The organism is Pseudomonas sp. BS3767, assembly GCF_900099665.1.
Taxonomy (GTDB): domain Bacteria; phylum Pseudomonadota; class Gammaproteobacteria; order Pseudomonadales; family Pseudomonadaceae; genus Aquipseudomonas; species Aquipseudomonas cerasi.
On record NZ_FNCX01000001.1, the window covers coordinates 557,424 to 582,668 of the forward strand.

The 25,245-nt window shown below is 57.0% G+C and carries 19 protein-coding genes; 14 read left to right on the forward strand and 5 right to left on the reverse strand.

Features of this window, described 5'->3' with window-relative positions; translation table 11 throughout:
* The first annotated feature begins 622 nt into the window (after positions 1 to 622).
* The 8 genes from arnB to BLR16_RS01855 are packed head-to-tail and all read left to right on the forward strand — an operon-like array spanning position 623 to position 9,446.
* Entirely contained in the window at positions 623 to 1,771 is a 1,149-nt protein-coding gene (gene arnB, locus BLR16_RS01820; RefSeq protein ID WP_058396909.1) for a UDP-4-amino-4-deoxy-L-arabinose aminotransferase, read from the forward strand.
* Positions 1,768 to 2,781: an undecaprenyl-phosphate 4-deoxy-4-formamido-L-arabinose transferase gene (arnC, locus tag BLR16_RS01825; RefSeq protein WP_074806471.1), complete on the forward strand. Its 1,014-nt coding sequence runs from the start codon at positions 1,768 to 1,770 to the stop codon at positions 2,779 to 2,781. Before arnB ends, arnC begins: the two co-directional genes overlap by 4 nt.
* On the forward strand, positions 2,778 to 4,772 hold the full coding sequence (gene arnA / locus BLR16_RS01830) for a bifunctional UDP-4-amino-4-deoxy-L-arabinose formyltransferase/UDP-glucuronic acid oxidase ArnA (protein WP_054080933.1): 1,995 nt from the start codon (positions 2,778 to 2,780) through the stop codon (positions 4,770 to 4,772). The genes arnC and arnA overlap by 4 nt, the downstream gene beginning before the upstream one ends.
* Positions 4,772 to 5,653, forward strand: a complete 882-nt coding sequence (arnD, locus tag BLR16_RS01835; protein ID WP_003370941.1) for a 4-deoxy-4-formamido-L-arabinose-phosphoundecaprenol deformylase — start codon at positions 4,772 to 4,774, stop codon at positions 5,651 to 5,653. The genes arnA and arnD overlap by 1 nt, the downstream gene beginning before the upstream one ends.
* On the forward strand, positions 5,653 to 7,302 hold the full coding sequence (gene arnT / locus BLR16_RS01840; protein ID WP_161437849.1) for a lipid IV(A) 4-amino-4-deoxy-L-arabinosyltransferase: 1,650 nt from the start codon (positions 5,653 to 5,655) through the stop codon (positions 7,300 to 7,302). The genes arnD and arnT overlap by 1 nt, the downstream gene beginning before the upstream one ends.
* Positions 7,299 to 7,643, forward strand: a complete 345-nt coding sequence (arnE, locus tag BLR16_RS01845) for a 4-amino-4-deoxy-L-arabinose-phosphoundecaprenol flippase subunit ArnE (protein WP_003370936.1) — start codon at positions 7,299 to 7,301, stop codon at positions 7,641 to 7,643. Before arnT ends, arnE begins: the two co-directional genes overlap by 4 nt.
* 26 nt (positions 7,644 to 7,669) lie before the next feature.
* Positions 7,670 to 8,074 carry a 4-amino-4-deoxy-L-arabinose-phosphoundecaprenol flippase subunit ArnF gene (arnF, locus tag BLR16_RS01850; protein ID WP_003370934.1) on the forward strand — a complete coding sequence of 135 codons (405 nt, stop codon included), beginning with the start codon at positions 7,670 to 7,672 and terminating at the stop codon, positions 8,072 to 8,074.
* Positions 8,052 to 9,446, forward strand: a complete 1,395-nt coding sequence (locus tag BLR16_RS01855; protein WP_003435331.1) for a UDP-glucose dehydrogenase family protein — start codon at positions 8,052 to 8,054, stop codon at positions 9,444 to 9,446. Before arnF ends, BLR16_RS01855 begins: the two co-directional genes overlap by 23 nt.
* A gap of 33 nt (positions 9,447 to 9,479) precedes the next feature.
* Here the strand turns inward: BLR16_RS01855 and BLR16_RS01860 are convergent, their stop codons facing one another.
* Positions 9,480 to 10,967, reverse strand: coding sequence for an ArnT family glycosyltransferase (locus BLR16_RS01860; RefSeq protein WP_074806461.1), 1,488 nt, complete (start codon positions 10,965 to 10,967; stop codon positions 9,480 to 9,482).
* Between the two features lie 328 nt (positions 10,968 to 11,295).
* Here BLR16_RS01860 and BLR16_RS01865 point away from each other — a divergent pair, with 328 nt between their 5' ends.
* Positions 11,296 to 13,227, forward strand: a complete 1,932-nt coding sequence (locus BLR16_RS01865; RefSeq protein ID WP_054080936.1) for an LTA synthase family protein — start codon at positions 11,296 to 11,298, stop codon at positions 13,225 to 13,227.
* A 117-nt stretch (positions 13,228 to 13,344) separates the two neighbouring features.
* Here BLR16_RS01865 and BLR16_RS01870 read toward each other — a convergent pair whose 3' ends face one another.
* The gene (locus BLR16_RS01870; protein ID WP_223272540.1) at positions 13,345 to 14,019 is read right to left on the reverse strand and encodes a lipopolysaccharide core heptose(II)-phosphate phosphatase PmrG; all 675 of its coding nucleotides are present in this window, start codon (positions 14,017 to 14,019) and stop codon (positions 13,345 to 13,347) included.
* Positions 14,020 to 14,277: 258 nt separating this feature from the next.
* On the opposite strand from BLR16_RS01870, the gene BLR16_RS01875 reads away from it, so the two are divergent.
* A complete protein-coding gene (locus BLR16_RS01875; RefSeq protein WP_003370920.1) occupies positions 14,278 to 15,081 on the forward strand; it encodes a phosphatase PAP2 family protein in 804 nt (267 codons plus the stop codon).
* Here BLR16_RS01875 and BLR16_RS01880 read toward each other — a convergent pair.
* Complete coding sequence (locus BLR16_RS01880) at positions 15,074 to 16,375, reverse strand: sensor histidine kinase (protein WP_054080937.1); 1,302 nt, start codon at positions 16,373 to 16,375, stop codon at positions 15,074 to 15,076. The genes BLR16_RS01875 and BLR16_RS01880 overlap by 8 nt on opposite strands.
* 292 nt (positions 16,376 to 16,667) lie before the next feature.
* Here BLR16_RS01880 and BLR16_RS01885 point away from each other — a divergent pair, with 292 nt between their 5' ends.
* The 4 genes from BLR16_RS01885 (at position 16,668) to BLR16_RS01900 (ending at position 21,807) form a co-directional block, all read left to right on the forward strand.
* Positions 16,668 to 17,207, forward strand: coding sequence for a sigma-70 family RNA polymerase sigma factor (locus BLR16_RS01885; RefSeq protein ID WP_003370913.1), 540 nt, complete (start codon positions 16,668 to 16,670; stop codon positions 17,205 to 17,207).
* Between the two features lie 2 nt (positions 17,208 to 17,209).
* On the forward strand, positions 17,210 to 18,190 hold the full coding sequence (locus BLR16_RS01890; protein WP_074806455.1) for a FecR domain-containing protein: 981 nt from the start codon (positions 17,210 to 17,212) through the stop codon (positions 18,188 to 18,190).
* A 160-nt stretch (positions 18,191 to 18,350) separates the two neighbouring features.
* Complete coding sequence (locus tag BLR16_RS01895; protein ID WP_371123433.1) at positions 18,351 to 20,723, forward strand: TonB-dependent siderophore receptor; 2,373 nt, start codon at positions 18,351 to 18,353, stop codon at positions 20,721 to 20,723.
* Positions 20,724 to 20,727: 4 nt separating this feature from the next.
* The gene (locus tag BLR16_RS01900) at positions 20,728 to 21,807 is read left to right on the forward strand and encodes a YncE family protein (protein WP_058416500.1); all 1,080 of its coding nucleotides are present in this window, start codon (positions 20,728 to 20,730) and stop codon (positions 21,805 to 21,807) included.
* 272 nt (positions 21,808 to 22,079) lie between these two features.
* Here BLR16_RS01900 and BLR16_RS01905 read toward each other — a convergent pair whose 3' ends face one another.
* A complete protein-coding gene (locus tag BLR16_RS01905; RefSeq protein WP_054080941.1) occupies positions 22,080 to 23,099 on the reverse strand; it encodes a hypothetical protein in 1,020 nt (339 codons plus the stop codon).
* Between the two features lie 430 nt (positions 23,100 to 23,529).
* Positions 23,530 to 25,134 carry a hybrid sensor histidine kinase/response regulator gene (locus tag BLR16_RS01910; RefSeq protein ID WP_044308042.1) on the reverse strand — a complete coding sequence of 535 codons (1,605 nt, stop codon included), beginning with the start codon at positions 25,132 to 25,134 and terminating at the stop codon, positions 23,530 to 23,532.
* Positions 25,135 to 25,245: the final 111 nt, after the last annotated feature.

The window sequence follows — 25,245 nt, forward strand, 5'->3', positions numbered from 1 at the left end:
TGATGACCCGTACCAACCTGGCCCTTATACACGTACTTTTCCATACCACACTGCCCGACTCTATCGCTTGGTTATATATATCACTTGATGGCGACACTGTTTTCTACACCCGAGCGAATTCCTCTTGACCCGGGTTTATCCGGACGCGCAGTCTGCTTTTCAAAAAACCGAGAAAAAAGCTGCCTCCCCCCCAATGAAACCGGGCCAATAGCAACCTGTTCGATTCAGGTTCGACCCTGTTAAAAAACGCGAAACCCATTTCGCGGTCATGAAACCTTCATTAAAAAATCCTGCAACTGCAACACACTTCATCCGCTTTAACTTTCCATGATTATCATGAACAAGCTGAACTAAAGCTGTCTGTTCATGACGAGCTCGATGAAACCTGAACGCCAGATTAATAATTCTACATGGACGCATAACGACATTGTCGGCCGTTTGAGTTTCCCCCTACTCTATGCTTCGAAAGCCTGCCAGGCGATACAAAAAAGCAACGGCATCTGGACATTATTTTTACAATTGAACGCCTAAGTTCACGGCACTCACGCACCCTGTATTTGCGCACTCGTCGTGTGACTTTTTTATGTTCGGCCCTGCTGCGTCAATCGGAGAGTCTCTGTAAATGAGTCAAACTTTTCTTGCCTTTTCACGGCCGTCCATTGGCGATGAAGAAATTGCTGCGGTAACGCGCGTGCTGCGTTCCGGATGGATCACCACCGGCCCGGAATGTCAGAAGCTGGAGGAAGAGTTCGCCGAACGGGTCGGCGCGCAACATGCAGTTGCACTGTCTTCGGCCACCGGAGCGATGCACATTGCGCTGCTGGCGCTGGGTGTAGGGCCTGGCGATGAAGTGATTACACCATCGCAAACCTGGGTGTCGACAGCCAACATGATCTGCCTGCTGGGGGCCACTCCGGTGTTTGTCGATGTTGACCGTGACACCCTGATGACCAGCGCCGCGCTGATAGAGCAAGCCATCACCCCCCGGACCAAAGCGATCGTGCCGGTGCATTACGCAGGCGCCGCATTCGATCTCGATCCGCTGTATGCGCTCGCCGAACGGCACGGCATCACCGTGATCGAGGATGCTGCACATGCCGTTGGCACCGGTTACCAGGGACGTCCGGTCGGCCAGCAAGGCACTGCGATCTTCTCTTTTCACGCAATCAAGAACATGACCTGTGCCGAAGGCGCGATGCTGGTCACCGACAATGCACGGCTGGCTGATCGGGTGCGTCAGCTTAAATTCCATGGTCTGGGTGTCGATGCCTACGACCGCCTGACCCTGGGTCGCAAGCCTCAGGCCGAGGTCATGGAGCCTGGCTTCAAATACAACCTGGCCGACATGAATGCGAGCATTGCGCGGGTGCAGTTGCAGCGCCTTGACGCCATCAATGCACAGCGCCAGACACTCGCCAGCCATTACCTCGATCGACTGGCCAACAGCCCCGTTCTGCCTCTCGCCCTGCCCCGGCATGCCCAGCAACATGCCTGGCACCTGTTCATTCTGCGCATCGACCCCGAGCGCTGCGGGCTGAATCGCGACGCCTTCATGAAGGCCTTGCAAGCGCAGAACATCGGCACCGGCATCCACTTCATCGCGACTCACCTGCACAGCTATTACCGCAAGCGTTTCCCGAACGTCCGTCTGCCGGACACTGAATGGAATTCATCAAGGCTGTGCTCCATCCCCCTGTTCCCCGACATGACCCTCGATGATGTCGAGCGGGTGGTCGGTGCCATTGAATCGACCGTGGAATCCAGCCATTGAAACCGTATCCCATCAAGTTCGTGTCGATCGTCATCCCGGTCTACAACGAACAACAAAGCCTGCCAGAGTTGTTGCGCCGTACTGAAGCGGCCTGCGAACAGCTCGACCACCGATTCGAAATCGTGCTGGTCGACGATGGCAGCCGCGACGACTCGACAGACATCCTCCAGCGGGCTGCCGGGCGCGCCGACAGCCCGTTCGTCGCGGTGATCCTGAATCGAAACTACGGTCAGCACGCCGCCATTATGGCCGGATTCGAGCAGTGCCAGGGCGACGTAGTCATCACCCTCGATGCCGATCTGCAGAATCCCCCCGAGGAAATCCCTCGCCTGGTGAAGCTCGCTGAACAAGGGTACGACGTAGTCGGCACGGTGCGCGGCAATCGTCAGGACTCCGCCTGGCGACGCTGGCCATCGAAACTCATCAACCTGGCCGTGCAGCGTTCCACCGGCGTGGCCATGAACGATTACGGCTGCATGCTGCGCGCATACCGACGCACGATTGTCGATGCCATGCTCGCCTGCCGGGAGCGCAGCACGTTCATTCCTATTCTGGCGAACAGCTTCGCGCGACACACCACCGAGGTGCTGGTCGACCATGCCGAACGCGAGCACGGCGACTCCAAATACAGCCCGATGCGCCTGATCAACCTCATGTTCGACCTGATCACCTGCATGACCACCACGCCCCTGCGCCTGCTCAGCATCATCGGTTTCAGCATGGCGTTGCTCGGTGTCTTGTTCGCGGCGCTGCTGATCGTTCTGCGCCTGATCTTCGGCGCGTCATGGGCCGGGGACGGCATGTTCGTCCTGTTTGCCGTGTTGTTCGTGTTCACCGGAGGGCAGTTCATCGGTATGGGACTGCTGGGTGAGTACCTGGGCCGGATGTACAGCGACGTGCGTGCGCGTCCGCGCTTCTTCATCGAGAAAGTCGTGCGCAGCTCGTCCCGAGTGGCCACCAACAGCGTTGATTCCCCTGTAACTCCCTATATGAACAAGGTCGCGCCATGAGCATTAAAGCTGTCGTTTTCGCGTATCACGATATTGGCTGTGTCGGCCTGCAAGCGTTGCTGGATGCAGGCTATGAGATTGCCGCAGTGTTCACCCATGCCGACGACCCCAGAGAAAAAACCTTTTTTGGTTCTGTGGCCCAGATGTGCGCCCGGCACGGCATTACGGTGCATGCCCCCGAGGACCCGAATCACCCGCTGTGGGTGGAGCGCATCGGCAAACTGGCCCCGGACTTCATTTTCTCCTTTTACTATCGCCAGCTCCTCGGCGACTCGCTGCTGGCCTGCGCGAAAAAGGCCGCGCTGAACCTGCACGGCTCGCTGCTCCCACGTTATCGCGGCCGCGCGCCGGCCAACTGGGTGCTGGTCAACGGCGAAAGTGAAACCGGCGTGACCCTGCATCAGATGGTCAAACGCGCGGATGCCGGGCCGATAGTCGCCCAGCAGCGGGTTTCGATCAGTGCCACCGATACCGCCTTGACGCTGCATGGCAAATTGCGTGATGCCGCCGCTGACCTGCTTTGCGAAACACTGCCCCTGCTGGCGGCAGAAGGGCAACTGCCAGCTACGCTTCAGGATGAATCCCGTGCAACGTATTTCGGTCGGCGTACCCCGGCTGACGGTTTGATCGACTGGTCGCTGCCAGCCACCCAGCTCTACAACCTGATCCGCGCAGTCACGCAGCCCTACCCTGGCGCATTCTGCCCGGTAGGCGAGAACAAGTTGATTGTCTGGGCCGCCAATGCCGAGGCAGGCAATAACGGCGAAGCACCCGGCACGGTCATCAGCCACGACCCGTTGCGTATTGCCTGTGGCGAGGGTTCGCTGATCATCACCGCAGGGCAGCGCGGCGACAGCGGCTTGTACCTCAGTGGTGCACAACTGGCGCGCGAATTCGGGCTTGTAGCAGGCTCGCAACTGCTCGATAAGGCACAGCGCCGGTCGATCCGTCGTACCCGTGTGCTGATCCTCGGCGTCAACGGTTTCATCGGCAACCACCTGTCCGAGCGTCTGCTGCAGGATGACCGTTACGAAATCTACGGCATGGATATCGGCTCGGACGCCATCGAGCGCCTGCGTGCCAAGCCGAACTTTCATTTCATCGAAGGTGACATCAGCATCCACACCGAGTGGATCGAATACCACATCAAGAAATGCGACGTTGTGCTGCCACTGGTGGCCATCGCCACGCCGATTGAATACACGCGCAATCCACTGCGGGTTTTCGAGCTGGATTTCGAAGAGAACCTGAAGATCGTCCGCTACTGCGTGAAGTACAACAAGCGCGTGATTTTTCCGTCCACCTCCGAAGTCTATGGCATGTGCCAGGACGCAAACTTCAACGAAGACACTTCCAACCTGATCGTTGGCCCGATCAACAAGCAGCGCTGGATCTACTCGGTGTCCAAGCAGCTACTGGACCGGGTGATCTGGGCCTATGGCCAGAAAGGCCTGCAATTCACCCTGTTTCGTCCGTTCAACTGGATGGGACCGCGTCTGGACCGCCTGGATTCGGCGCGCATCGGCAGCTCGCGGGCCATCACTCAGTTGATCCTGCACCTGGTCGAAGGCACGCCCATTCGCCTGGTGGACGGCGGCGCCCAGAAGCGCTGCTTCACGGATGTCGTCGACGGCATCGAGGCGCTGGCGCGGATCATCGAAAACCGCGATGAGCGCTGTAACGGACAAATCATCAACATCGGCAACCCCGATAACGAAGCCAGCATCCGTCAGTTGGGTGAAGAGTTGCTTCGCCAGTTCGAAGCCCATCCGTTGCGCGGCCATTTTCCGCCTTTCGCGGGCTTCCGCGAAGTCGAAAGCCAGTCCTTCTATGGCAAGGGCTATCAGGACGTCAGCCACCGCACGCCGAGCATCGACAACGCTAAAAAGCTTATTGGCTGGACACCGGGTATCGAGCTGAGCGAAACCATCGGCAAAACCCTGGATTTCTTCCTGCGCGAAGCCATGGCTGAAAAAGCGGACCAGTGCTGATGCAGGCAGGCCTGAGAATCGATGTCGACACTTACCGAGGCACCCGTGAGGGCGTGCCAAGGCTGCTGGACATACTCAACGAAGCGCAGGTCAAGGCGACCTTCTTTTTCAGTGTCGGCCCCGACAACATGGGACGCCACCTGTGGCGCCTGGTAAGGCCCACGTTCTTCTGGAAGATGCTGCGTTCCAGGGCGGCGAGCCTGTATGGCTGGGATATTCTGCTGGCCGGTACCGCATGGCCGGGCAAACCGATTGGCCGGGACCTTGGCCCACTGATGCGCCGCGCGCTGGATGCAGGCCACGAAATAGGCCTGCATGCGTGGGATCACCATGGCTGGCAAGCGAATGCCGGACACTGGAGCGACCGACAGTTGACCGCCCAGATACACCGTGGGGTCGATTGCCTGAGCGACATCCTCGGCCAGCCGGTGGTGTGCTCTGCGGCAGCAGGCTGGCGCGCCGACCAGCGCGTCGTGCAGGCCAAAGAAGCGTTTGGCTTTCGTTACAACAGTGATTGCCGTGGCGTCAGTCTGTTTCGCCCGTTGCTGGCGGATGGAAGTGTCGGTACCGCTCAGGTTCCGGTGGACTTGCCGACCTTCGATGAAGTCGTCGGTCCGCACCTGCAGCCGGATGCGTTCAACGACTACATTCTCGGCCGTTTTGCCGCACGCAGACTCAATGTCTACACCCTCCACGCCGAAGTGGAAGGAATCATCATGGCCGACGGTTTCAGGCAGCTGTTAAAGCGCGCCAATACCCAGGGCATCCACTTCGCACCGTTGGGCGATCTGCTGCCAGGTGCCATTGAACGGCTGCCTTCCGGGCATATCGTTCGCGGTCACCTGCCCGGCCGCGATGGCTGGCTGGGGGTGCAGCAGTGATGCATGTCAGGCACCGTCATCTTGCGCTGCTGTTATTGGCGTTCGTACTGGCTTATCTGCTGCCCCTGGGCTTTCACGGCCTGTGGATTCCCGATGAAACCCGCTATGCGCAGATCAGCCAGGAAATGCTCCACAGTGGCAACTGGGTCGTCCCGCACTTCATGGGATTGCGTTACTTCGAAAAACCGGTTGCCGGTTACTGGCTGATTGCACTGGGGCAGCAGGTTTTTGGCGAAAACCTGTTCGGCGTGCGCATTGTGTCGGCACTGGCCAGCGGCTTGAGCGTGCTGTTGGCCTATTTGCTGGCCGGCAAGATCTGGAACGACCCGCGCAAGCAGTTCGCCAGCGCCTTGCTGTTCATGAGCTTCGGCTTTGTCGCGGGCCAGGCCGGTTACGCCAATCTCGATCCGCAATTCACCTTCTGGACCAACGTGACACTGCTGGCATTCTGGTACGCCGTGCACAGCGTCGGTCGAGCGCGTCTGGCGGCATGGGCGGTAGTCGGCGTGGCCTGCGGGATGGGGTTCATGACCAAGGGCTTTCTCGCCTGGGCACTGCCCGTCATCATCGCCCTGCCTTACATGCTGTGCCAGCGGCGCCTGGCCGAGCTGCTCAGATTCGGTCCGCTCGCGGTACTGATTGCGGTCGCCGTCTGCCTGCCGTGGGCGCTGGCGATCCACCAGCAAGCGCCCGACTACTGGCGTTACTTCTTCTGGCACGAGCATATTCACCGCTTTGCCGGGGACAATGCGCAGCATGCCCAGCCCTGGTGGTTCTATGTGCCCCTGCTCGTGGCGGCCTGTGTGCCGTGGGCACTGCTGCTGCCGGCAACACTGAAGCAGGCATGGCAACAAAAAAGCCGCCCTGACATTGCCTTTTTGCTGCTGTGGCTGCTGCTGCCGCTGGCGTTTTTGAGCCTGAGCAAAGGCAAACTGCCGACCTACATACTGCCGTGCCTGCTGCCGTTGGCACTGCTGATGGCCAATGCTCTGGTCGACCGCCTTGATAAAGGTCACAGCACTGCGTTGCGCACGAATGGATTAGTCAACGCGACCGTCAGCTTTGTCGGGCTTGTGGCGTTGATCTACCTGCAACTCAAGCAGCCCGTCTACGAAAACGAACCGATGCATCTGTCACTGGCGGTCATCGTGCTTCTCGGATGGACATTTGCCAACGCGCTGCAAGGCTTGCGTCCACTGACGTTCTGGACCATGCCGGCGCTGGGCAGTTGGCTGCTGATCGCATTGCTACCCGCTGCGCTGCCAAACGATGTGATCAATAACAAGACTCCCGACCCGTTCGTGGTCAGGCACCAGGTCGAACTGGCGGACTGCACGCATCTGCTGAGCAACGATCTGGGCGCGGCCTCGGCACTGGCGTGGCGCCTGAAACGGCCTGATGTTGCGCTGTTCAACACCTGGGGCGAGCTGGAATACGGGCTGGGCTATCCCGATGTGCAGGGTCGCGAAGTCCGCCTGCAGGACATCGATGCCTGGATGAAGAACGCCCGCAGCCAAGGCCGGGTCGGCGTCATCATGCGCGGCAAGAGCGATGAGGAACTGAAAGAGCTCGAAAGTCTTCCCAAGGATGGTCAGCGCTATGACGAAGGCAACCTGGCCATCCTCATTTACGAGAAATCGGCATCGTGACCTGGCTGATGCTCGCGTGTGCATGCCTGCTGACCTGTCTGGGCCAGATCGCGCAGAAGTACGCAGTACAAGACTGGCGTGGCGCATTTCCCGGCGCGTTTACAGCGCTGCGTTCGATATGGCTGTGGCTGGCGGTGGCCTGCCTTGGAGCGGGCCTGCTTATATGGCTGCTGGTGTTGCAACGCCTGGACGTTGGCATCGCCTATCCGATGCTGGGTCTTAATTTCGTGCTGATCACGCTGGCAGGTCGCTATCTGTTCGATGAGCCGGTTGACGCACAGCACTGGCTGGGTATTGCGCTGATTCTTGTCGGGGTATTTCAGCTGGGGCGTCAGGCGTGACGCGCTGCCGGGCAACCCTGTGCGCCATGGCCAGTGTGGCGCTGGTCAGCGCAGCGCAACTGGGCATGCGTTGGAGCATGAGCCGCCTGCCCTCGCCCGCTCAATGGCTCGAACTGCACAATCCGACGCAGCTCGATCTCCGTGCACTGGTGGTCGTTTGCGCCTCGATCACCGCTTATGCGCTCTCCATGCTTTTCTGGCTACTTGCCCTGCGGGGCTTGCCCCTGAGCCGTGCCTATTCGCTGCTCAGTATCAGCTACGCGCTGGTTTATATGCTCGCCGCAGCGCTGCCGTTTTTCCACGAGACGTTCACGGTATCGAAAACTGTGGGTGTCACCCTGATCGTGGCAGGTGTCTTGACCATCAACCTCCGGCGCATGTGCGACCCATCACCTCAGGATCTTTCCCATGAAAATCAGCGTTTTCGGTAGCGGATATGTCGGCCTGGTACAAGCGACCGTGCTCGCCGAAGTCGGCCACGATGTGGTCTGCATGGACATTGATCAGGCCAAGATCGATCAGTTGCGCCTGGGCCAGGTGCATATCTACGAGCCTGGCCTGGCCAACCTGGTGCGTGAAAATCTGGATCAGCAGCGTCTGAACTTCACTACCGACGGGCAACTGGCGGTGGAGCATGCCGAGGTCCTGTTCATCGCGGTCGGCACGCCCTCCCGAGACGATGGTTCAGCTGACCTGAGCGGCTTTTTCGCGGTGGGCGAAGCCATCGCCCGGCATCGACGCGAACCACTGATCATCGTCGAGAAATCCACCGTACCGGTCGGCAGTGGCGACGCCTTGCGCAGCCACATCGACAAGGCGCTGCGTCAGGCGGGCCGGCTGTTGCAGTTCGATATCGTCTCCAACCCGGAATTTCTCAAGGAGGGCTCGGCGGTCAACGATTGCCGGCGCCCGGACCGTATCGTCATCGGCTGCGAAAATGAAGCGGTGCGAAACGTCATGCGCGAGCTGTATGCGCCGTTCAACCGCAATCATGAGCGGATCATGTTCATGGACCTGCGCAGCGCCGAACTGACCAAGTACGCCGCCAACTGCATGCTGGCGACCAAAATCAGCTTTATCAACCAGATCGCCGAGCTGGCAGAACATCTGGGCGCAGACGTCGAGTCCGTGCGGCTGGGCATCGGTGCCGACTCACGTATTGGTTACGACTTTATCTACCCCGGTTGCGGCTATGGCGGCTCATGCTTCGGCAAGGACATCCGTGCGTTGATACACAGCGCCAGAGAGGCGCATTGCTCCAACGACCTGCTGTCGGTGGTCGAGGCCATCAACGAACGACAGAAGAACAAACTGTTCGAGCGGGTCAACGCGTTCTATCAGGGCGACCTGCGCGGCAAGACCTTTGCCCTGTGGGGCCTGGCATTCAAGCCCAACACCGACGACATGCGCGATGCCCCCAGCCGCGTGCTCATGGAAGCGCTGTGGGACGCGGGGGCCAGCGTGCGCGCGTTCGACCCCGAAGCCATGCAGGAAACCCAGCGCCTCTATGGTCATCGCAAGGATCTGATTCTCATGGGGACGCCAGAATCAGCGCTCAACGAGGCTGATGCATTGATCGTCTGCACCGAATGGCAGCAGTTCAAAGCTCCGGATTTCGAGTTGATCCAGCAGCGCCTGAACGCCCCGGTCATCTTCGACGGCCGCAATCTGTATGACACTGAACGGCTGGCAAAACGCGGCTTTCACTACTTCCCCATCGGTCGTGGTGAATCGTGCGATCTGCCGATCCCGCAGAAGCAGTGGATACCGCATGATCAAGTGGCGAGCAGTCAGGCCGTATAACAAACCTGCGACGCTCGCCGTGCAGAGTGGCTGTCAGTAACTGACAGCCACTCCCAGCGGTGCCTGACTGACGAAATAGTAGATACGATCCCCGACCTTTACGCTGTCAACAATCCGCAGAGGTGGTTCGGGTGGCTGCATGCTTTCCATCACAGCGACATTGCCGTCAGCGCTGGTAAGAAAACCAGTCAATTCAGCGTTGCTAGCGAGTGTTTTCAGCAGGCTCTGACTATAGAACACGCTGGCCCCCGCCAGCCGTTCGCTGGGCTGGAATAAGGCAACCTGCCGTCCCTGCACCTGCAGGTTATGGACTTTGTCGGTCAATGGCAGAAATGACAACTGCCTGTCGGCGTATGGCGCGAGCCATAGGGCTGCACTTAGATAGCTCGCTACAACCAGCACAACGCCTGCGGCCATGAGCGCCTTTCCATTTCTCATGATAGACGCCGCAAAAAATGAGCGCCCCGACCGAGCCTGCAATCGCTCACCCAGAACAAAAGCATATTCCGCAGCAATCACTGCCGCCGCAGGTGCCAGCGACATCAGATAAACCATGCGTTTACTGGAGGCCAGCGACAACAACAGGAACTGCGCGCCCAGCCACAGGGCGAAGAACAGCAGATAACGATTGGCCATTAACTGCTTTCGAAAATGCCACAGCCCCAGATAAACCAGGATATTCCACGGCAAGAATGCCTCAGGCAGTTTTGTCAGGTAATAATAGGCAGGTTCGTAATGACCCGCCTCTTCGAACGAACCACTGAAGCGTCCAACGCTGTTGGTCCACAGCACGTCCTTCACTGATTGCGTGCCACCCTGTCCGTACAGGAAACACAGCCACACGAGCAGCGGAATCAGGGCCACAAGGGTGAGCATTGCCGGGCGCAACCAGTGAGCAATAACAATGCGTTTGTTCTGCACTGACTCGCAAACAAGCCAGGCGAAAATCACCACGCCCGGCATTGCCAGCCCCAGCACGCCCTTGCTCAGGGTCGCCAGTGTGATACCCAGCATGAACAGCAACCAGGGCCCGGTAGAGAGCCCATCACTACGCAGGCGATTACTGGCATGGAAGAATGCCAACAAAGCGGTGGTTACCCCCAACGCCAGCAAGGCATCCTCGCCCACTTGCCGCGAATTGCTCCAGAAGCTGGCCTGGGTCGCCAGCATGAAAGCAGCCACCCAGGCCACGGATGCCGGCCGCCCGAAACGTCGCAGCATGCTGTAAAGCAGCAACACGCTGAGCAGACCCGCGCAGGCAGAAGCCAGTCTTACCGCCCATGGGGCAGGACCGAACACCTGAATAGCCGCCGCATCCAGCCAGACACTCATCGGCGGCTTTTCCAGAAAAGGCTGGTCGTTCAGTTTCGGCGTAATCCAATTGCCACTCAGGTGCATTTCCATGGCAATGCCAGCCACGCGTGGCTCCGTCGAATTTTGCAACTGGTGATTTCCCAGTGCGAGAAAAAACAGCAAGACACCCAGCAGTAACAGCAACGGCGAACGCACACGAGAAGTCATCAAGGGAGATACCGGTTTGACGAGAAAGAGGATACCGACAGGCAACAGGACGACAAATTATAAACAGTGAGTTGTTGAATAATTGTTGAACAGCTCTTAAACATTTTTTTCACGCCTGCGCAACCAAATACTCACCCTTGTGTATAAATAATTGGCTAACACTCATTAATAGAGCGTGCAGGATGCACTGTCTTTCCGCGTGTGTTTATGATTACAGAAATTTGACAACGCGAAAAACTCTTCTACTTTCATGACGCAGCAGTAGACGCTGATGCTCAACATATTTCACCCTGAAATTTCAGATTTTTCCCGTCCAAGGAATTGACAAATGCGGATTTATTCAACAGCCCCAGCCCGATTCTTGCTGCTGGCGACTGGTACATGGCTGATCATTTTCTTTCTGACACGCCTTTTTTTATTTTCGACTCATATGGATCAAGCAGGAACGCAATTTTTCGCGACTTTCGCAACAGGACTTCTCTACGACCTTGCCTTCCTGAGCTACGCTGCAGTCCCTCTGGGCATTTACGTCTTCCTCTGCCCGCCGGTGTTGTGGCGTGCCCGCGGGCACCGCTGGTTCCTTCAAGGGGTCATGACGATAAGTATATTCGTCATGCTGTTTGTATCGGTCGCCGAATGGCTGTTCTGGGATGAGTTCGGGGTGAGGTTCAACTTTATCGCGGTGGACTACCTGGTCTATTCCGATGAAGTACTCAATAACATTCTCGAATCCTACCCTGTTGGTAAACTGCTCGGCATTCTGGCGCTGGTTGCTATCGTCGTTAGCCTGCTGATCAGTCGAGCAGTAGCCGCAGCAGTGAAAGCGGCCCTGCCGTCCTATCGTGGTCGTCTTGCCGCCAGTGCATTATTGCTATTGTTCGCGGGTATCAGCCTGCAATGGGTCGATCAGGACACACCACGCGGTATGGGTGGCAATGCCTATCAGCGGGAACTCGCCAGTAACGGGCCTTATCAGTTTTTTGCCGCGTTCCGCAACAATGAACTGGACTATCAACAGTTCTACGCCACCCTCCCCGATGCTCAGGTCGCCGGTCAAATGCGCCAGGAGCTTGCCGAGCCCGACAGCCAGTTCACTGGCAACGACCCTCTGGATATTCGACGGTCGATCAACAACCCGGGAACGCCACGCACGCCTAACATCGTACTGGTCACCATCGAAAGTCTCAGTGCCAAATACCTGGGCAGCAATGGAGACACACGCAACCTGACGCCCAACCTCGATGCGCTACGCAAACAGGGTCTTTACTTCAACAACTTCTACGCCACAGGTACACGCACCGACCGTGGTCTGGAGGCCATAACCCTTTCCATTCCGCCCACGCCAGGGCGCTCGGTGGTCAAGCGCGTGGGTCGCGAAAGTGGTTTTGCCAGCCTGGGTCAGCAGTTGGCCCATGTGGGCTATGACAGCGTTTTCGTTTATGGCGGGCGTGGTTACTTCGACAACATGAATGCTTTTTTCAGCGGCAACGGTTATCGCGTCGTTGATCAGAGCAGCGTCAAGGAAGAGGACATTCACTTCAAGAATGCCTGGGGCATGGCTGACGAAGACCTTTATCGTCAGGCGCTGAACCTGGCGGATGCCGATTTTGCGGCAAAAAAACCGTTCCTGCTGCAACTCATGACGACGTCCAACCATCGCCCTTATACGTATCCCGAAGGACGTATCGACATCCCGTCGGGTAACGGCCGTGATGGCGCAGTGAAATATACCGATTACGCCATTGGCAAGTTCCTGGCGGACGCGCGCCAGAAACCATGGTTCGACAACACAATATTCGTCTTCGTCGCTGACCACACCGCGGGCAGCGCCGGAAAGGAAGACCTGCCTATCGATAACTATGCTATCCCGCTGTTCATCTACGCCCCCAAGCTGATCCAGCCGGCAGAAATATCCCGTCTGGCCAGTCAGATCGACTTGGCGCCCACCTTGCTGGGTTTGTTGAACCTGGACTATCAATCGACGTTCTTCGGCCGCAACCTGTTTCTGGACACCTCGTTGCCACCTCGCGTGGTAGTCGGCAATTACCAGCACCTGGGCCTGTTTGACGGCAACAACCTTGCGATCCTCAGCCCCCGCCAGGGTCTGCGTCGTCACGACAATGCGCCGGGAGAAAGTGTCGAAAGCAAGGCGACCAGCGATGATCCATTGATCGCTCGTGCCATCGCCTATTACCAGGTTGCCAGTTACGGGTTCAAACACAAGTTGCTCGGCTGGAAGCCTGAAAACGCCAAGCCATAGCCGTAACGCAACATCGCCGCCTATAGAGGGCAAGCCACGACTTGCCCTCTATCCGAGCAGACCCTCTTCGATGCGCCGCCCTCAGTCACTACTAAGTTTCACTGCGTACCTGGCAACTCAGCGGCTTTTCTGCTGCGCCAGTTGCGTCCAGTCCTCCGGGTTTATAATTCCCCGGATAACGGGTTTACCCTGGCTGTCGAGCGAAATGAAAAGCGCACTGTCGTACTCGCTGGTGGCTGCATGAGGATACCCATGCAGGCTTTCCAACTGACCAATACAACCGCTGTGCGTCACCAGAATCAGATTTCGATTCAGAGACTTGTGCGCCATGACTTCATTCAGCATCTTCTCATCACAGTTGTACAACCATTCCTGGGCCTCCATCGGATGGCCAAACATGGCTTGTGCGGTCTGGGCGGTGCGGGTCAAAGGGCTGGTTATTACATCGGTGTGTGCAAGCCCGAGTTCGCTGAACGACCGGCCGACATCTGTCGAAACGGAACTGCCGTAGCGAGTGATGCCGTCGTTTGCACCAAGGCACTCGTTGCTGGAGCGGTCGCAGCGTTCGCCGTGGCGAACCAGTACCATCACATCACCTTTCTTCCAGCTGGCATACAAACCGGACATGGCCAGATTCTCGCCCTGAACAAGCCGAACTGGCGAGCGCGGCCAATAGGTGTAACCCGTCAACACAAGCAAAGAAATCACAATGGCGGCCGCCATCAGAACAACATTTACCCTGCCGCCCAGAAGCGAAGATGCCCTGAACGCGGATTTACCATAACTTTTCATCAAGTTGCCCCGCATGCCTGCCTGTTCAATGGACAACCGAACACGCTGACTCTGTCCTTTAAGGCCGCCAGCTTGATCAAGGACAGGTCATCGTCGGGTCAATGACATGTGAAAAAAATGCCAAAGCTGAATGAAACGGTTTTCATGAAAGTCCTGCTAGGAATTGAACAGGCCGCTACGTATATTCTGCCTCGCAGAAGACTTGGGCACATCGACCTGAACTCTCAAGCCACGCAAATGACTATGGAATAAAAAAGAGTGCAAAGCGAAAAATCAAGATTCTATGCTTGGAACTTCGGCGTGCCGGTGGCAATAGCGCTGCTGACCTTTTTCGTTTTTGATCTTACTTCGCTCGACGAAGCGATCAGCAACTGGCTTTACTACCCGCTTCAGGTATTTCCGTTTGAGCATGACCGCCTATTTGAAAATTTGACCCACCGCTGGCCCAGGATCATTCCCGACTGGACGGGAGAAGCCGCAGTGATCGGGCTGTTGCTGTCCTTTATATGGCCACTGCTGAAGCCCGGGCGCAATGACCGAATGATTGGCTTGCTGGAAACTGCTCGGGTAGCCCCATTGTTACGCTTCACTGCTCGTCACCGTCGCGACCTGCTATTTATCGTGGTCTCTTTCGCGGTGATCACCGGCATGATCCACTTTTTCAAAAGTCACACGAGCATTTACTGCCCTGTGGAAACCACTCTGTATGGCGGCACAATGGAGAAAAAGGAGTGGTTCGAAAACTTCAGCCTGTTCCATGAAGCAGGTGCAGGTCGTTGCTGGCCAGGAGGCCATGCTTCGGGGGGATTTACCATGGTGGCACTGTATTTCGTTGCACGCCGTTACTGCTGGCGCCATGCCAAGGCAATCCTCTACGCATCGACCGTACTGGGTGCAATCTACGGCACCACACGAGTTGTTCAGGGCTGGCATTTCATGTCCCACACATTCTGGGCTGGTGTGATTGTCTGGCTCAGTGCGCTGCTTACCGCGCTCGCCTTTTATGGCTGGCGGCAGTTGGCGCAACCGATTGAAACCACCCCGCATAAACCACTCAACTGACTCTGACGGGCTCGCTGTCCGCATCCTGCGGTTGCAGTTCCACACGGAAGCTGCAACCGCCAGGCAGGTTGCTTGATGTCACCTGCCATCGCTGATAGGCACAGATCCGATTAACCAGTGACAGCCCTACTCCCAGCCCTTCACCACGTTGTTCCTCACCCCGTACGAAGGGTCGGGACAACGCATTCTGCGTGTCGTCGGAAATACCCGAGCCGCTGTCCTCTACACAAAACCCGGTCTTGAACAGCGACAGCTTGATATACCCCGTATCGGTGTAATGCCAGGCATTACGCAGCAGATTCCCCATTACCGAATGCAACAGGGTCGCGTTGTAAGACGCACCTGCGTTCGCGCCAGGACTGAACATCAACTCCAGCCCTTTTTTTTCTATCGGCGTTCGCCATACCTCAATCAGCTCGCACGCCACTTCATGTACGGTTGCCCGGAGACCATTGCGCGCATGGGCTCCATTGTCCCTGGCCAGCATGAGAAATGTTTCAACGAGCTGGCGCATGTCGGACGTCGCCTGCGTGATACGCAAGACTTTCGCTCGCCCCAACTCATCCAGGCAGGGGCTCTCAAGCAGTAACTCACTGGACGAGGCAAGTACCATCAAAGGGGTACGCAACTCGTGACTGACATCACTGGTAAACAACTTCTCTCGGCCCAGTGCCGCTCGCAATTGCCCGAGCGTATGGTCAAAAGAAACAGCCAGCTCACCCACTTCATCATCGGCATAGTCCGGAGACAACGGCGGCGCAATAGACAACAGTTGATCACGGTGTCGAACCTGACGCGACAAACGCGCGACCGGAGCGATGACGCGTGTGGCGAGCACACGCCCAAGCAACACGGCAAGCAGCACGCTGAGCACAAAACCGACAAATACAATGGCCAGCAACATCCTTTCGCGCTTTTCGAAACCACTTTGATCTCGCAACAACACATAGCGACGGTCGGCGACGGTACTCACCAGCGCATAATACTCCTTGCCCTGACGGGTGATTTCCTGAAACCCCGGATGCAGATATTCCAGATCCTGCGGAACAGCCAAATCGCCTGCGCCTTCTTCGACGTAGAACAATTCCTCGCGCTCAGGCCGATGACTCCACTCATTGGTACTTTGCGCATTCAAGAGACGGTGCAGATCGTTTTCAAGATCAATGGTAATGAGCCTGGATTCAACGAAGTGCTCGGTCATGTAAATACCGATGCCAAACATGGCCGCCACAAATGCGCTCATCAGCGCAAACACCACCACAATGCGGCGTCTTAGGTTGGTTTTTATATTCATGGCTTACCAAAACGATACGTTTGTGCGTCACGCACAGGCGGGATATCGCGACGCTGGACACTTTACGCAACCGGTTCAAATCGACGATAGCTTATCGGTATAGCACGCAGGATCAGAATCTGCGACAGCGCCTGCCCACGTGCGGCGAGCGTATTGAGCGGCAACGCCAGAACACGCAAGCAGGGCATACGTCAGTCAACAAGACAATTGGCACGCTTGTTCTGTGCTTTATCAATGAGATTGTTTATTGTATGCGTATGATTCTCTATAACTTCGGAACGACTGCTTTCTCATGACCTGCTCAAGCGCTCCTGATCAGACCCGCATCGACGACCTTTATGCACAGCACTCCGGCTGGCTACGTCATTGGCTGACCCGGCGCTTTGGCAACTCGTTCAACACTGCCGACGTAGCGGACCTGACTCACGATACCTTCCTGCGCCTGTTGCTCAAGCCACGAGTATTCATGCTGCCCGGTGAAGCGCGGTCGTTCCTATGTACCGTTGCACGTGGCCTGTGCATCGATCAATGGCGCCGGGGGCAGATCGAGCAGGCATGGCTGACAGAGCTGGCAAACAGGCCCGAGAACCTACACCCCTCCCCCGAGTACGTCACCATTCTTCTCGAGACACTGCATGAAATCGACGCCATGCTGCGTGACTTGCCGCACAAGGCGCGAACCGCCTTTTTGCTGGCGCAACTGTCAGGCAACACTTACCGCGAGATTGCCGAACAGATTGGCACCAGCGAGCGCATGGTGAAAAAGTACATGGCACAGGTCATGTATCAGTGCATGGTGCGTGAACTGTCCGCACGTGCCGATGGGTGTTGACCATGAACAGTCCTCGCAGTGATCATTATGATGTTCTCCAGCAAGCTGCGGCATGGTATGCGCGTCTGGGTGCAGAGGATGCTGGCGATTCCGAGCGACGCAAGTGGCAGAATTGGCTGAGCCAGAACGAGGAACACCGCAAGGCCTGGGCACTGGTGGAGAAGATAGGTGGACGCTTCGCCCAGTTTCAGGATCCGCTAGAAAGAAATGGCGCTTACAAGGTTCTACAGTCCACCACCTCTTCATCGATGAGCCGCCGTCAGACCCTTCTTTCAATGGGCGTTCTCGCACTGGGCGGGGCATTGGGCTGGCACCTGCTGAACAACGGTGAGAACGGCTCGCTGTTTGCTTCGATTCGGGCCGATTTATCCACCTCAACGGGCGAAACACGAGAGTTCACGCTGGCTGACGGCACCCGAATCTGGCTCAACACCGCCAGCGCATTGAACGTTACGGCCTCCCCTGATGTTCAAGCGTTGCAACTGCTGAAAGGCGAAGTGTTGATCGACGCTATCCGCTCGCGGAATAAGCGGACGCAGGTAAAGACCCTTAATGGAAAAGCGCAGGCATACGGCGCAGAATTCAGTGCACGGCTGCTGAATGATGACGCCACCTGCATCACGGTCTATTCAGGCGAGGTGTCGGTCATGGCAGCCGATCAAAGCTGCGATGTACATGCCGGGCAGCAGATAACCCTTTATGGGGATCGACTCGACGGCCCACAACCCGCTCCTGCCTCTGGCCGCGCGTGGACCTCCGGCATTCTGGTCGCTGAAGGTATGCCGCTCCTGCAGTTCGTCAATGAACTGTCCCGCTACCGGCATGGCTACCTTGCTTGTGACGAGAAGATTGCAGGGCTGCGAGTGGTCGGCACCTTTTCCATCAAAGATACAGACAGGGCACTGGCTGCCCTCGCGTCGGTACTGCCCGTGGCGATCAAGCGCACGCTGCCCTGGTGGGTCACTGTCGAGGCGCGGGCATAATTGCGCGGTCCTGATTTTTTTTGCACGCGGTGGTTCCCCTTTTGCCCTGCTCGTCCGGTGTAGATGAAAGCCAATATTTTTTCCTTTCATCAGCGTGGACGCCAGCACTATGCATTTCCATAAACGACGCCCGTTTTATCTCAGCCTGACGCCGCTGGCCATGATCATTCCATTGACGGTGGGCGGTGTAAGTGCATCGTGGGTCTCAACCGCCTCTGCCACCGATGCAAGCGCATTGACTCACCGGTTCAGCATCGAGAAAGGCCCACTCACCGGGCAACTCGTCCGTTTTGCCCAGCAGGCAGGTATCGAGTTGGCCGGAAATGCGGCGTATACCGACGGCAAGGTCGGACCGGGCCTTGACGGCAACTACTCGGTCACTGAAGGACTGACCGCATTGCTCGCAGGCAGCGGCATCTTTGCCGCGCAGCAAAGCAACGGCAGCTACACGCTGGTTGCCTCAGAGTCGATGGAGTTGCGCGCGATACAGGTTGAAGCCAACTCCGATCGCAGTACCAGCTACCAGCCAACCGGTACGAGTTCGATCCTGCACAGCGACAGGTCGACGCTGGAAGTGCCCCAGGTCGTGAACGTAGTCTCTGCACAAGTTCTGCGCGATCAGAAGCCGCGCAATCTGGACGATGCGCTGGCCAATACCAGTGGCATCACTCAGGGCAACACCCTGGCGGCGACGCAAGACACCTTGATGAAGCGTGGCTTTGGCGGCAATCGCGACGGTTCGATCATGCACAACGGAATGCCCATCGTTCAGGGACGTGGTCTGAGCGCTACTGCTGACAGCGTGGAAGTGCTCAAAGGTCCGGCATCGCTGCTTTACGGCATCATGGACCCAGGTGGCGTAGTCAACGTCGTCAGTAAACGCCCGCAGCTGGAGAGCTACAACGCAATCAGTGGTCGCGCCTCCGCCTATGCGCATGGCCGCGACGGTAGCGGTGGCAGCTTTGACAGCACCGGCGGGCTGGGCGACAGCCGTCTGGCTTATCGCATGGTGGTGGATTATGAAGACGAGGATTACTGGCGTAATTTCGGCACCCATCGCGAATCTCTGGTCGCGCCATCGCTTGCCTGGTACGGCGACACGACACAAGTGGTGCTTTCATATGAGCACAGGGAATTTCTTTACCCTTTCGACCGCGGAACGGCACTGGACCCGCGTACCAACCACCCGCTGGATATTCCCAGAACACGGCGCCTGGACGAACCGTTCAATGAAATGGAAGGTCGCTCGGACCTCACGCAACTGAGCGTCGACCATCAGTTCAACGACAACTGGAAATCTCATTTCGGCTACAGCTGGAACCGTGAAACCTACGATGCCAACCAATTGCGGATCAATGCCATCAATGCCGCCACGGGCGCAGTGACGCGCAGTAACGATGCAACCCATGGTGCTGTGAGCGCCGACAGTTTTGCAATTGCCGACCTGGAAGGCACCTTTCAGATCGCAGGCTTCCAGAATGACTTGCAGGTTGGCGTCGATGATGAGAAACGCAAAATCTTCCGCTCGGACCTGCTGCGTCAAACAGCGCGGTCCAGCTTCAATTATCTGAACCCTGTCTATGGCCGGGAATCCCCGTCCAGCACCGTATCGGCCAGCGACAGTGACCAGACCGATAAACTGCGCGCCACCTCGTTATTTGCTCAGGACTCGTTCCACCTCAACGAACAGTGGATTCTGGTGGCCGGTGCGCGCTACCAAACCTACGATCAAATAGCCGGACGCGGTCGCCCCTTTGTGGCAAACACCAATATCAATGGGCAGAAATGGCTGCCGCGCGGTGGCGTCGTCTACAAATACAACGATGTGCTGTCGTTCTACGGCAGCTACACGCAATCACTGAAACCCAGCTCAACCATTGCGCCGTTAAGCAGTGGCGTGGTCATTGACTCTGCCGTGCTGCCTGAGCAAGCCAGGTCCTACGAACTGGGTGCCAAACTGGACATTCCGGGACGCATTACGGCTACCGCAGCGGTCTTCGATATTCGCAAGAAAAACATTCTGGTCTCCCAGTTCAACGATGCGACCAAGCTCACCGACTGGCGGACATCCGGAGAAGCCCGCTCGCGAGGCATAGAACTGGACGTGGCTGGAGAATTGACCGATCGCTGGAGCGTGATCAGCAGCTTTGCACTACTGGATGCGAAGATCACCAAGGACCCGCTCTACAAGGGCAACGAGCTGTGGAACGTCGCCCGGCGCACAGCGGCAGTGTCTGCGGTATACGACTGGGGCAGCATTATCGGCGGCGGTGACCGCTTGCGCACCGGCGCTGGCGCACATTACGTCGGAGAGCGCCCGGGAGACTCTGCCAACTCATTCGAACTGCCCGCCTACACCGTGGCGGATGCCTTCGCGTCTTACGATACAAAAGTCGATGAGCACAAGCTCAACATTCAGTTCAACGTCAAGAACCTGTTTGACCGCACGTATTACACCTCCAGCGCCAACCGTTACTTCGTGTCCGTTGGTGATGCGCGGCAGTTCATTGTTTCCACCACTCTGGAGTTTTAAGCCGATGATGTCGTTGATCAGGTGGCTCAAGGTGACGGGATTACAGATTTTTGCCAGTGTGTTCACGCTGCTGGCACCTCTTTCGGTTCAGGCGGATGACTCGCTGCTGTACACCACCCGCGCAGCAACCGTGCTGCCAGGCGCTGGCTACAGTTGGGGGTTCGCGGCATTGCAGCCGGCACAGCCTCATTTGTACATCGCACGCCGCGAGAACGGTTTATCCGTGTTCGACGTCGAACGGCAGGTTTTGATCAAGACCCTGGACAACTCGACCGGTGCCAATGCCGTTGCCTTTGCACCTGAGCACAATCACGCCTATGTCGCCAACATGGACGGTACATTAGGCATCGTCGCGCTGGACCGCATGACCGTACAAAACCGGCTCAAACTGGACTCAGGCAACCTGAACAATGTCATCTACGATCCCGGGCATCAGCGAGTGATCGTTACCAGCGGCCGTCGCGGCGACCACTCCACACTGTATTTCATCGACACACGTACCGACGCACTCGTGGGTTCCCGGCAGGTTCCGGCACAGAAACTCGACGCGCCGATCATCCTCGGCGACGGCACGCTGATAGTGCCGATGCGTGACGAGAATCAAGTGGCCGTTCTTTCAGGCCAACTGCTGGAGAAACATCAGTACTGGACGTTCGAGGGCTGCAACAAACCCAGCGCGGTCGCCGCCGATGAATCGCGACAACGTCTGTTCATTGCCTGTCGTGGCGCAAGCCCTCAGTTAATTATTGCCGACTTGATGACCGGCAAACGCCTCGCAGCATTGCCCACCACCCGCGCTGTCAACAGCATGGCGTACGACCGCCAAAACGATCGCCTGTTGATACCCAGTGGTGCAGATGCCAGTCTGACCGTGGTGGCACGTGACCCGGACGGGCAGTATCGGACCAAAGGAAGTGTCAGCACCCGTTTGTGGGCGCACAACATGACGTTTGATTCTGCACGCTCACAAGCGTACTTGCTAAGTGCCGAATTCACCCAGCCTGAGCCCACTGCCGAACAGCCAAAGCCCGACCCGATATTCCACCGGGACACCTTCACAGTAACAACCCTTAAAACCCAGTGAATATAGACTTGGCAACATCAATGGCACAGGTGCCACCGTTGAGATTGAATATATATCCCGCCGCAGGCTGTTAGAGTATTTGCTCTTTGAAAGTTGCACTGTTACGCAAGCTGTAGAGCCGCACGATGATAAGGTAAAAAATTGAGGGATGGACTTTACCAACGTGTTGTCGAAGCGGATCGGCACTGACACGATATCGAATGGCTGAAATAAAAACGGGGAGCGATCAACGCTCCCCGTCTGATACTTCAGTCCAGTCTTGTTGCGTTGGTTCAGATCGCAGCGACAACTTTGGCTGGCGGCTGAGTACGACGACCCAGTACACCGGCGCCCGCTGCTACCAGACCCGAGATCACCAGAGTGATAAGCAGAATCCAGGCACCTTGCGAAACGCGCTTGGCAGTCACTTCAGCTGCTTCACGGGCTTTCTGTTCTGCCTGAGCTTTCAGTTCCTGATACTTGGCATAAGCCTGACGATAGCTGGCCTGCGCCTGATCGACGATCTGATTGGCTTCGGCATCAGTCTTGTTGCCACGCGCCTTGATCAGATTGACCAGCGCCTGACGATCAGCCGCATCCCAAGCCTGGTCGCCTTTGGCTTTGATGCGATCCATCAGACCGCTCAATTGCTCGTCAGCTTGCTGAGGATTCTGTGCGCTCTGCTTGGCAGTATTCTGCGCATCCTGCTGAGTCGCTTGAGCTTCCTGCTTGACATTGTCCGGGTTCAGCTCGGGCTTGCCGGTCTGACGCATGGCCGTTTCGATTTCGCCCTGGATATCGTCCAGATTGAAATCAATGCCCTGAGCGCGCAATTGATCCTGAATCTTGCTGCCAACGGCCGGAGCCACCTGTGCGATACCGCTGCCCAGGGCCGACATGCCGCTACCTGCCAGATTGAGGCCACCGCGTACGACGCCGGTCACTGCACTGGAGACCAGATAAACAGTGATAAGCGATACAGTCGCCCACACCAGCAGGCCATGAAACGCGCCTTCGCGCTGCGCGAGACGTCCCGCGGCCCAGCCGCCGACGAACAGCGAGATCACCGAGCTTACAACGACCCAGATACCTGCGCCCGTACCCATACCGGACAGTGGATTGGCTTCCTGCATGGGATCGATACTGGCACTTCCGATTGCCGTACCCAGCAGGTTCAGCAACAGCGACACAACCATGGCCAGAACAACACCGGCCAGAATCGCACTCCAGGAGATTCGTTTAAGCAGCGGAGCCGCTGCATGAGTTTCGTGGTACACAGGGGCACCTGGGGCGATACGGTCGTCGCGAATCATAGTCATAGTCCTTTGAGTCATTGGCAGTGAACGCACAAATGTGTGACGTACCCATCAATGACCCAGGCGACGTTCAAGAAGTTTAAAACTTTTATAGACTTTTTTTCAGGCTGTACACAGCACAATAGAACAGTATTGTTAATGACGCACAGCAACGGAACGTAAACTTCGCCCGATGCTCCAAGCGCTTTACACACGTACCGTTTCATTAGGCTGTTTGCTCTAATTATTGAAGTTGTCTGACGTCTGCTAATAACGGACGAGAATTAACCTGTTGCCAACTTTTAACTGTCGATACTCACTGGATATACGCAACTCTGCAGGATGCGCGCAGGTATCGTAATAAAGACAGCGCCGTGCACTGTGCGCCAAAAAGCATGAAGGCCCGACTGAGAACAGTCAGGCCTTCGCAGGTGCATTGCCAGTGCCGTCAGGCGATACCGTTAGGCCCGTCAAGAACCTGCCTGACCTTCCTGGCGAGGTCCTGCGGCATACAGGGCTTGGACACCACCTCAAACTCTGAGCCGCCAATGTCGGTTCGCTCGATCGAGCTCTCAGCGTAGCCGGTGGTCAGCAGCACCTTGACCTTGGGGTACCTGCGCCTGACTTCCCGCGCGAGCATTACCCCGTTCATGCCGCCCGGCATGATCAGGTCGGTGAACAACAGGTCATACGTGCTGCCGGCCTCGAAGCGCTTCAGTGCCTCACGGGCGTTGAGGACGATTTCCGACACATAGCCGTAATCATCCAGCACCATCTTCGCCAGTTCGGCCACGTCAGGACGGTCTTCCACGATCAGAATCCGCTCGGAGCTGCCAATGCGCCTTTCCGAAGCTTTCGGCGGATCGTTTTTACTCAGTACCGCCTCGTCTACCGGGAAATACAAGCGCAGCGTAGTACCGACACCTTCTTCGGTATAAATACGCGCCGCGCCGCCCGACTGTTTGGCAAAGCCGTAGACCATCGAAAGACCGAGCCCGGAACCCTTGCCTTCTTCCTTGGTGGTAAAAAACGGGTCCATTACCCGATCACGGATACTCGCGGGCATGCCGATGCCATTGTCCGTCACCGCAATAGAAACATAACGCCCCGGCAACAGACCGTCATAGGACATATTGGCCAGCTCATCGACGACCAGATTGCGGGTTTCGATGAATATCTTGGGGTTGGGCCTGCCAATCAGCGCGTCCCGGGCGTTGATGAAAATATTCAGCAAGGCAACTTCTGCCTGGGTCGGGTCAATGCGGCAGTTTTTCAGTGCCGGATCCAGATCGGTTTCGATCACCACTTCCGGTCCAAAAGTACGCTCGATCAACGGCTCCGTCGTGGAGACCAGGCCATTGAGATTGAGGACTCGCCCCTGCAGCTTCTGTTTGCGGGCAAACGCCAGCAATTGCTTGGTCAATGTGCTGGCGCGTTCAACAGCAGACTTGGCGTGATGAACACTGCGCTGGACACGCTGCACGTCAATGGAGGGTTTCTCTGCCGCACTGCCGATCAAGTCGATATAACCGCCCATCACTTGCAGCAGGTTATTGAAGTCGTGCGCGATGCCACCGGTAAGCTGCCCCAGGGCCTCCATCTTCTGTGCCTGACGCAATGCCTCTTCGGCATCTCTACGGCGGCTGATGTCCAGCTGCGACGCAAAGAAATAGATCAGGTCACCCGCGTCGTTATAGACCGGAGAAATAAACAGGGCATTCCAGAACGTTGAACCGTCCTTACGGTAGTTGAGAATCTCAGTGGAGATATCGACGCGTTCATCGATTGCATCGCGAATGGATTTCACCACCGCCCGATCAGTGTCCGGCCCTTGAAGAAACCGGCAGTTGCTACCGATGATTTCTTCTGACGCATAACCGGTCATTTCCAGAAATGCACGGTTGGCAAAAATGATGGGGTTGTCCGGGCGATTGGGGTCCGTCACGATCATCGGCATCCGTGTCGTTTCTACCGCTGCGAAAAAGATATCCTTTCCCTGATGCTTGATATCTCCCGTCGCCGCATTGTCGACTCGGGCTTTATTTTCCGACACTCCAGAAACTCCACGACTGTTTATTGGGCTAGTGCGAATGCTCTCTAATGGCTAGGACTGGCGAAGCCTGAAAGGGTTCTCGCTGAGCAGACAAAAAGCAAATTATATTCA

Bases quoted from the DNA above. Each gene is read 5' to 3' on its own strand.
- arnB (WP_058396909.1), top strand. From the start codon at position 623: ATGAGTCAAACTTTTCTTGCCTTTTCACGGCCGTCCATTGGCGATGAA.
- arnA (WP_054080933.1), top strand. From the start codon at position 2,778: ATGAGCATTAAAGCTGTCGTTTTCGCGTATCACGATATTGGCTGTGTC.
- arnD (WP_003370941.1), top strand. From the start codon at position 4,772: ATGCAGGCAGGCCTGAGAATCGATGTCGACACTTACCGAGGCACCCGT.
- arnT (WP_161437849.1), top strand. From the start codon at position 5,653: ATGCATGTCAGGCACCGTCATCTTGCGCTGCTGTTATTGGCGTTCGTA.
- arnF (WP_003370934.1), top strand. From the start codon at position 7,670: ATGGCCAGTGTGGCGCTGGTCAGCGCAGCGCAACTGGGCATGCGTTGG.
- BLR16_RS01855 (WP_003435331.1), top strand. From the start codon at position 8,052: ATGAAAATCAGCGTTTTCGGTAGCGGATATGTCGGCCTGGTACAAGCG.
- BLR16_RS01860 (WP_074806461.1), bottom strand. From the start codon at position 10,967: ATGACTTCTCGTGTGCGTTCGCCGTTGCTGTTACTGCTGGGTGTCTTG.
- BLR16_RS01865 (WP_054080936.1), top strand. From the start codon at position 11,296: ATGCGGATTTATTCAACAGCCCCAGCCCGATTCTTGCTGCTGGCGACT.
- BLR16_RS01870 (WP_223272540.1), bottom strand. From the start codon at position 14,019: ATGAAAAGTTATGGTAAATCCGCGTTCAGGGCATCTTCGCTTCTGGGC.
- BLR16_RS01880 (WP_054080937.1), bottom strand. From the start codon at position 16,375: ATGAATATAAAAACCAACCTAAGACGCCGCATTGTGGTGGTGTTTGCG.
- BLR16_RS01885 (WP_003370913.1), top strand. From the start codon at position 16,668: ATGACCTGCTCAAGCGCTCCTGATCAGACCCGCATCGACGACCTTTAT.
- BLR16_RS01890 (WP_074806455.1), top strand. From the start codon at position 17,210: ATGAACAGTCCTCGCAGTGATCATTATGATGTTCTCCAGCAAGCTGCG.
- BLR16_RS01895 (WP_371123433.1), top strand. From the start codon at position 18,351: ATGATCATTCCATTGACGGTGGGCGGTGTAAGTGCATCGTGGGTCTCA.
- BLR16_RS01900 (WP_058416500.1), top strand. From the start codon at position 20,728: ATGATGTCGTTGATCAGGTGGCTCAAGGTGACGGGATTACAGATTTTT.
- BLR16_RS01905 (WP_054080941.1), bottom strand. From the start codon at position 23,099: ATGATTCGCGACGACCGTATCGCCCCAGGTGCCCCTGTGTACCACGAA.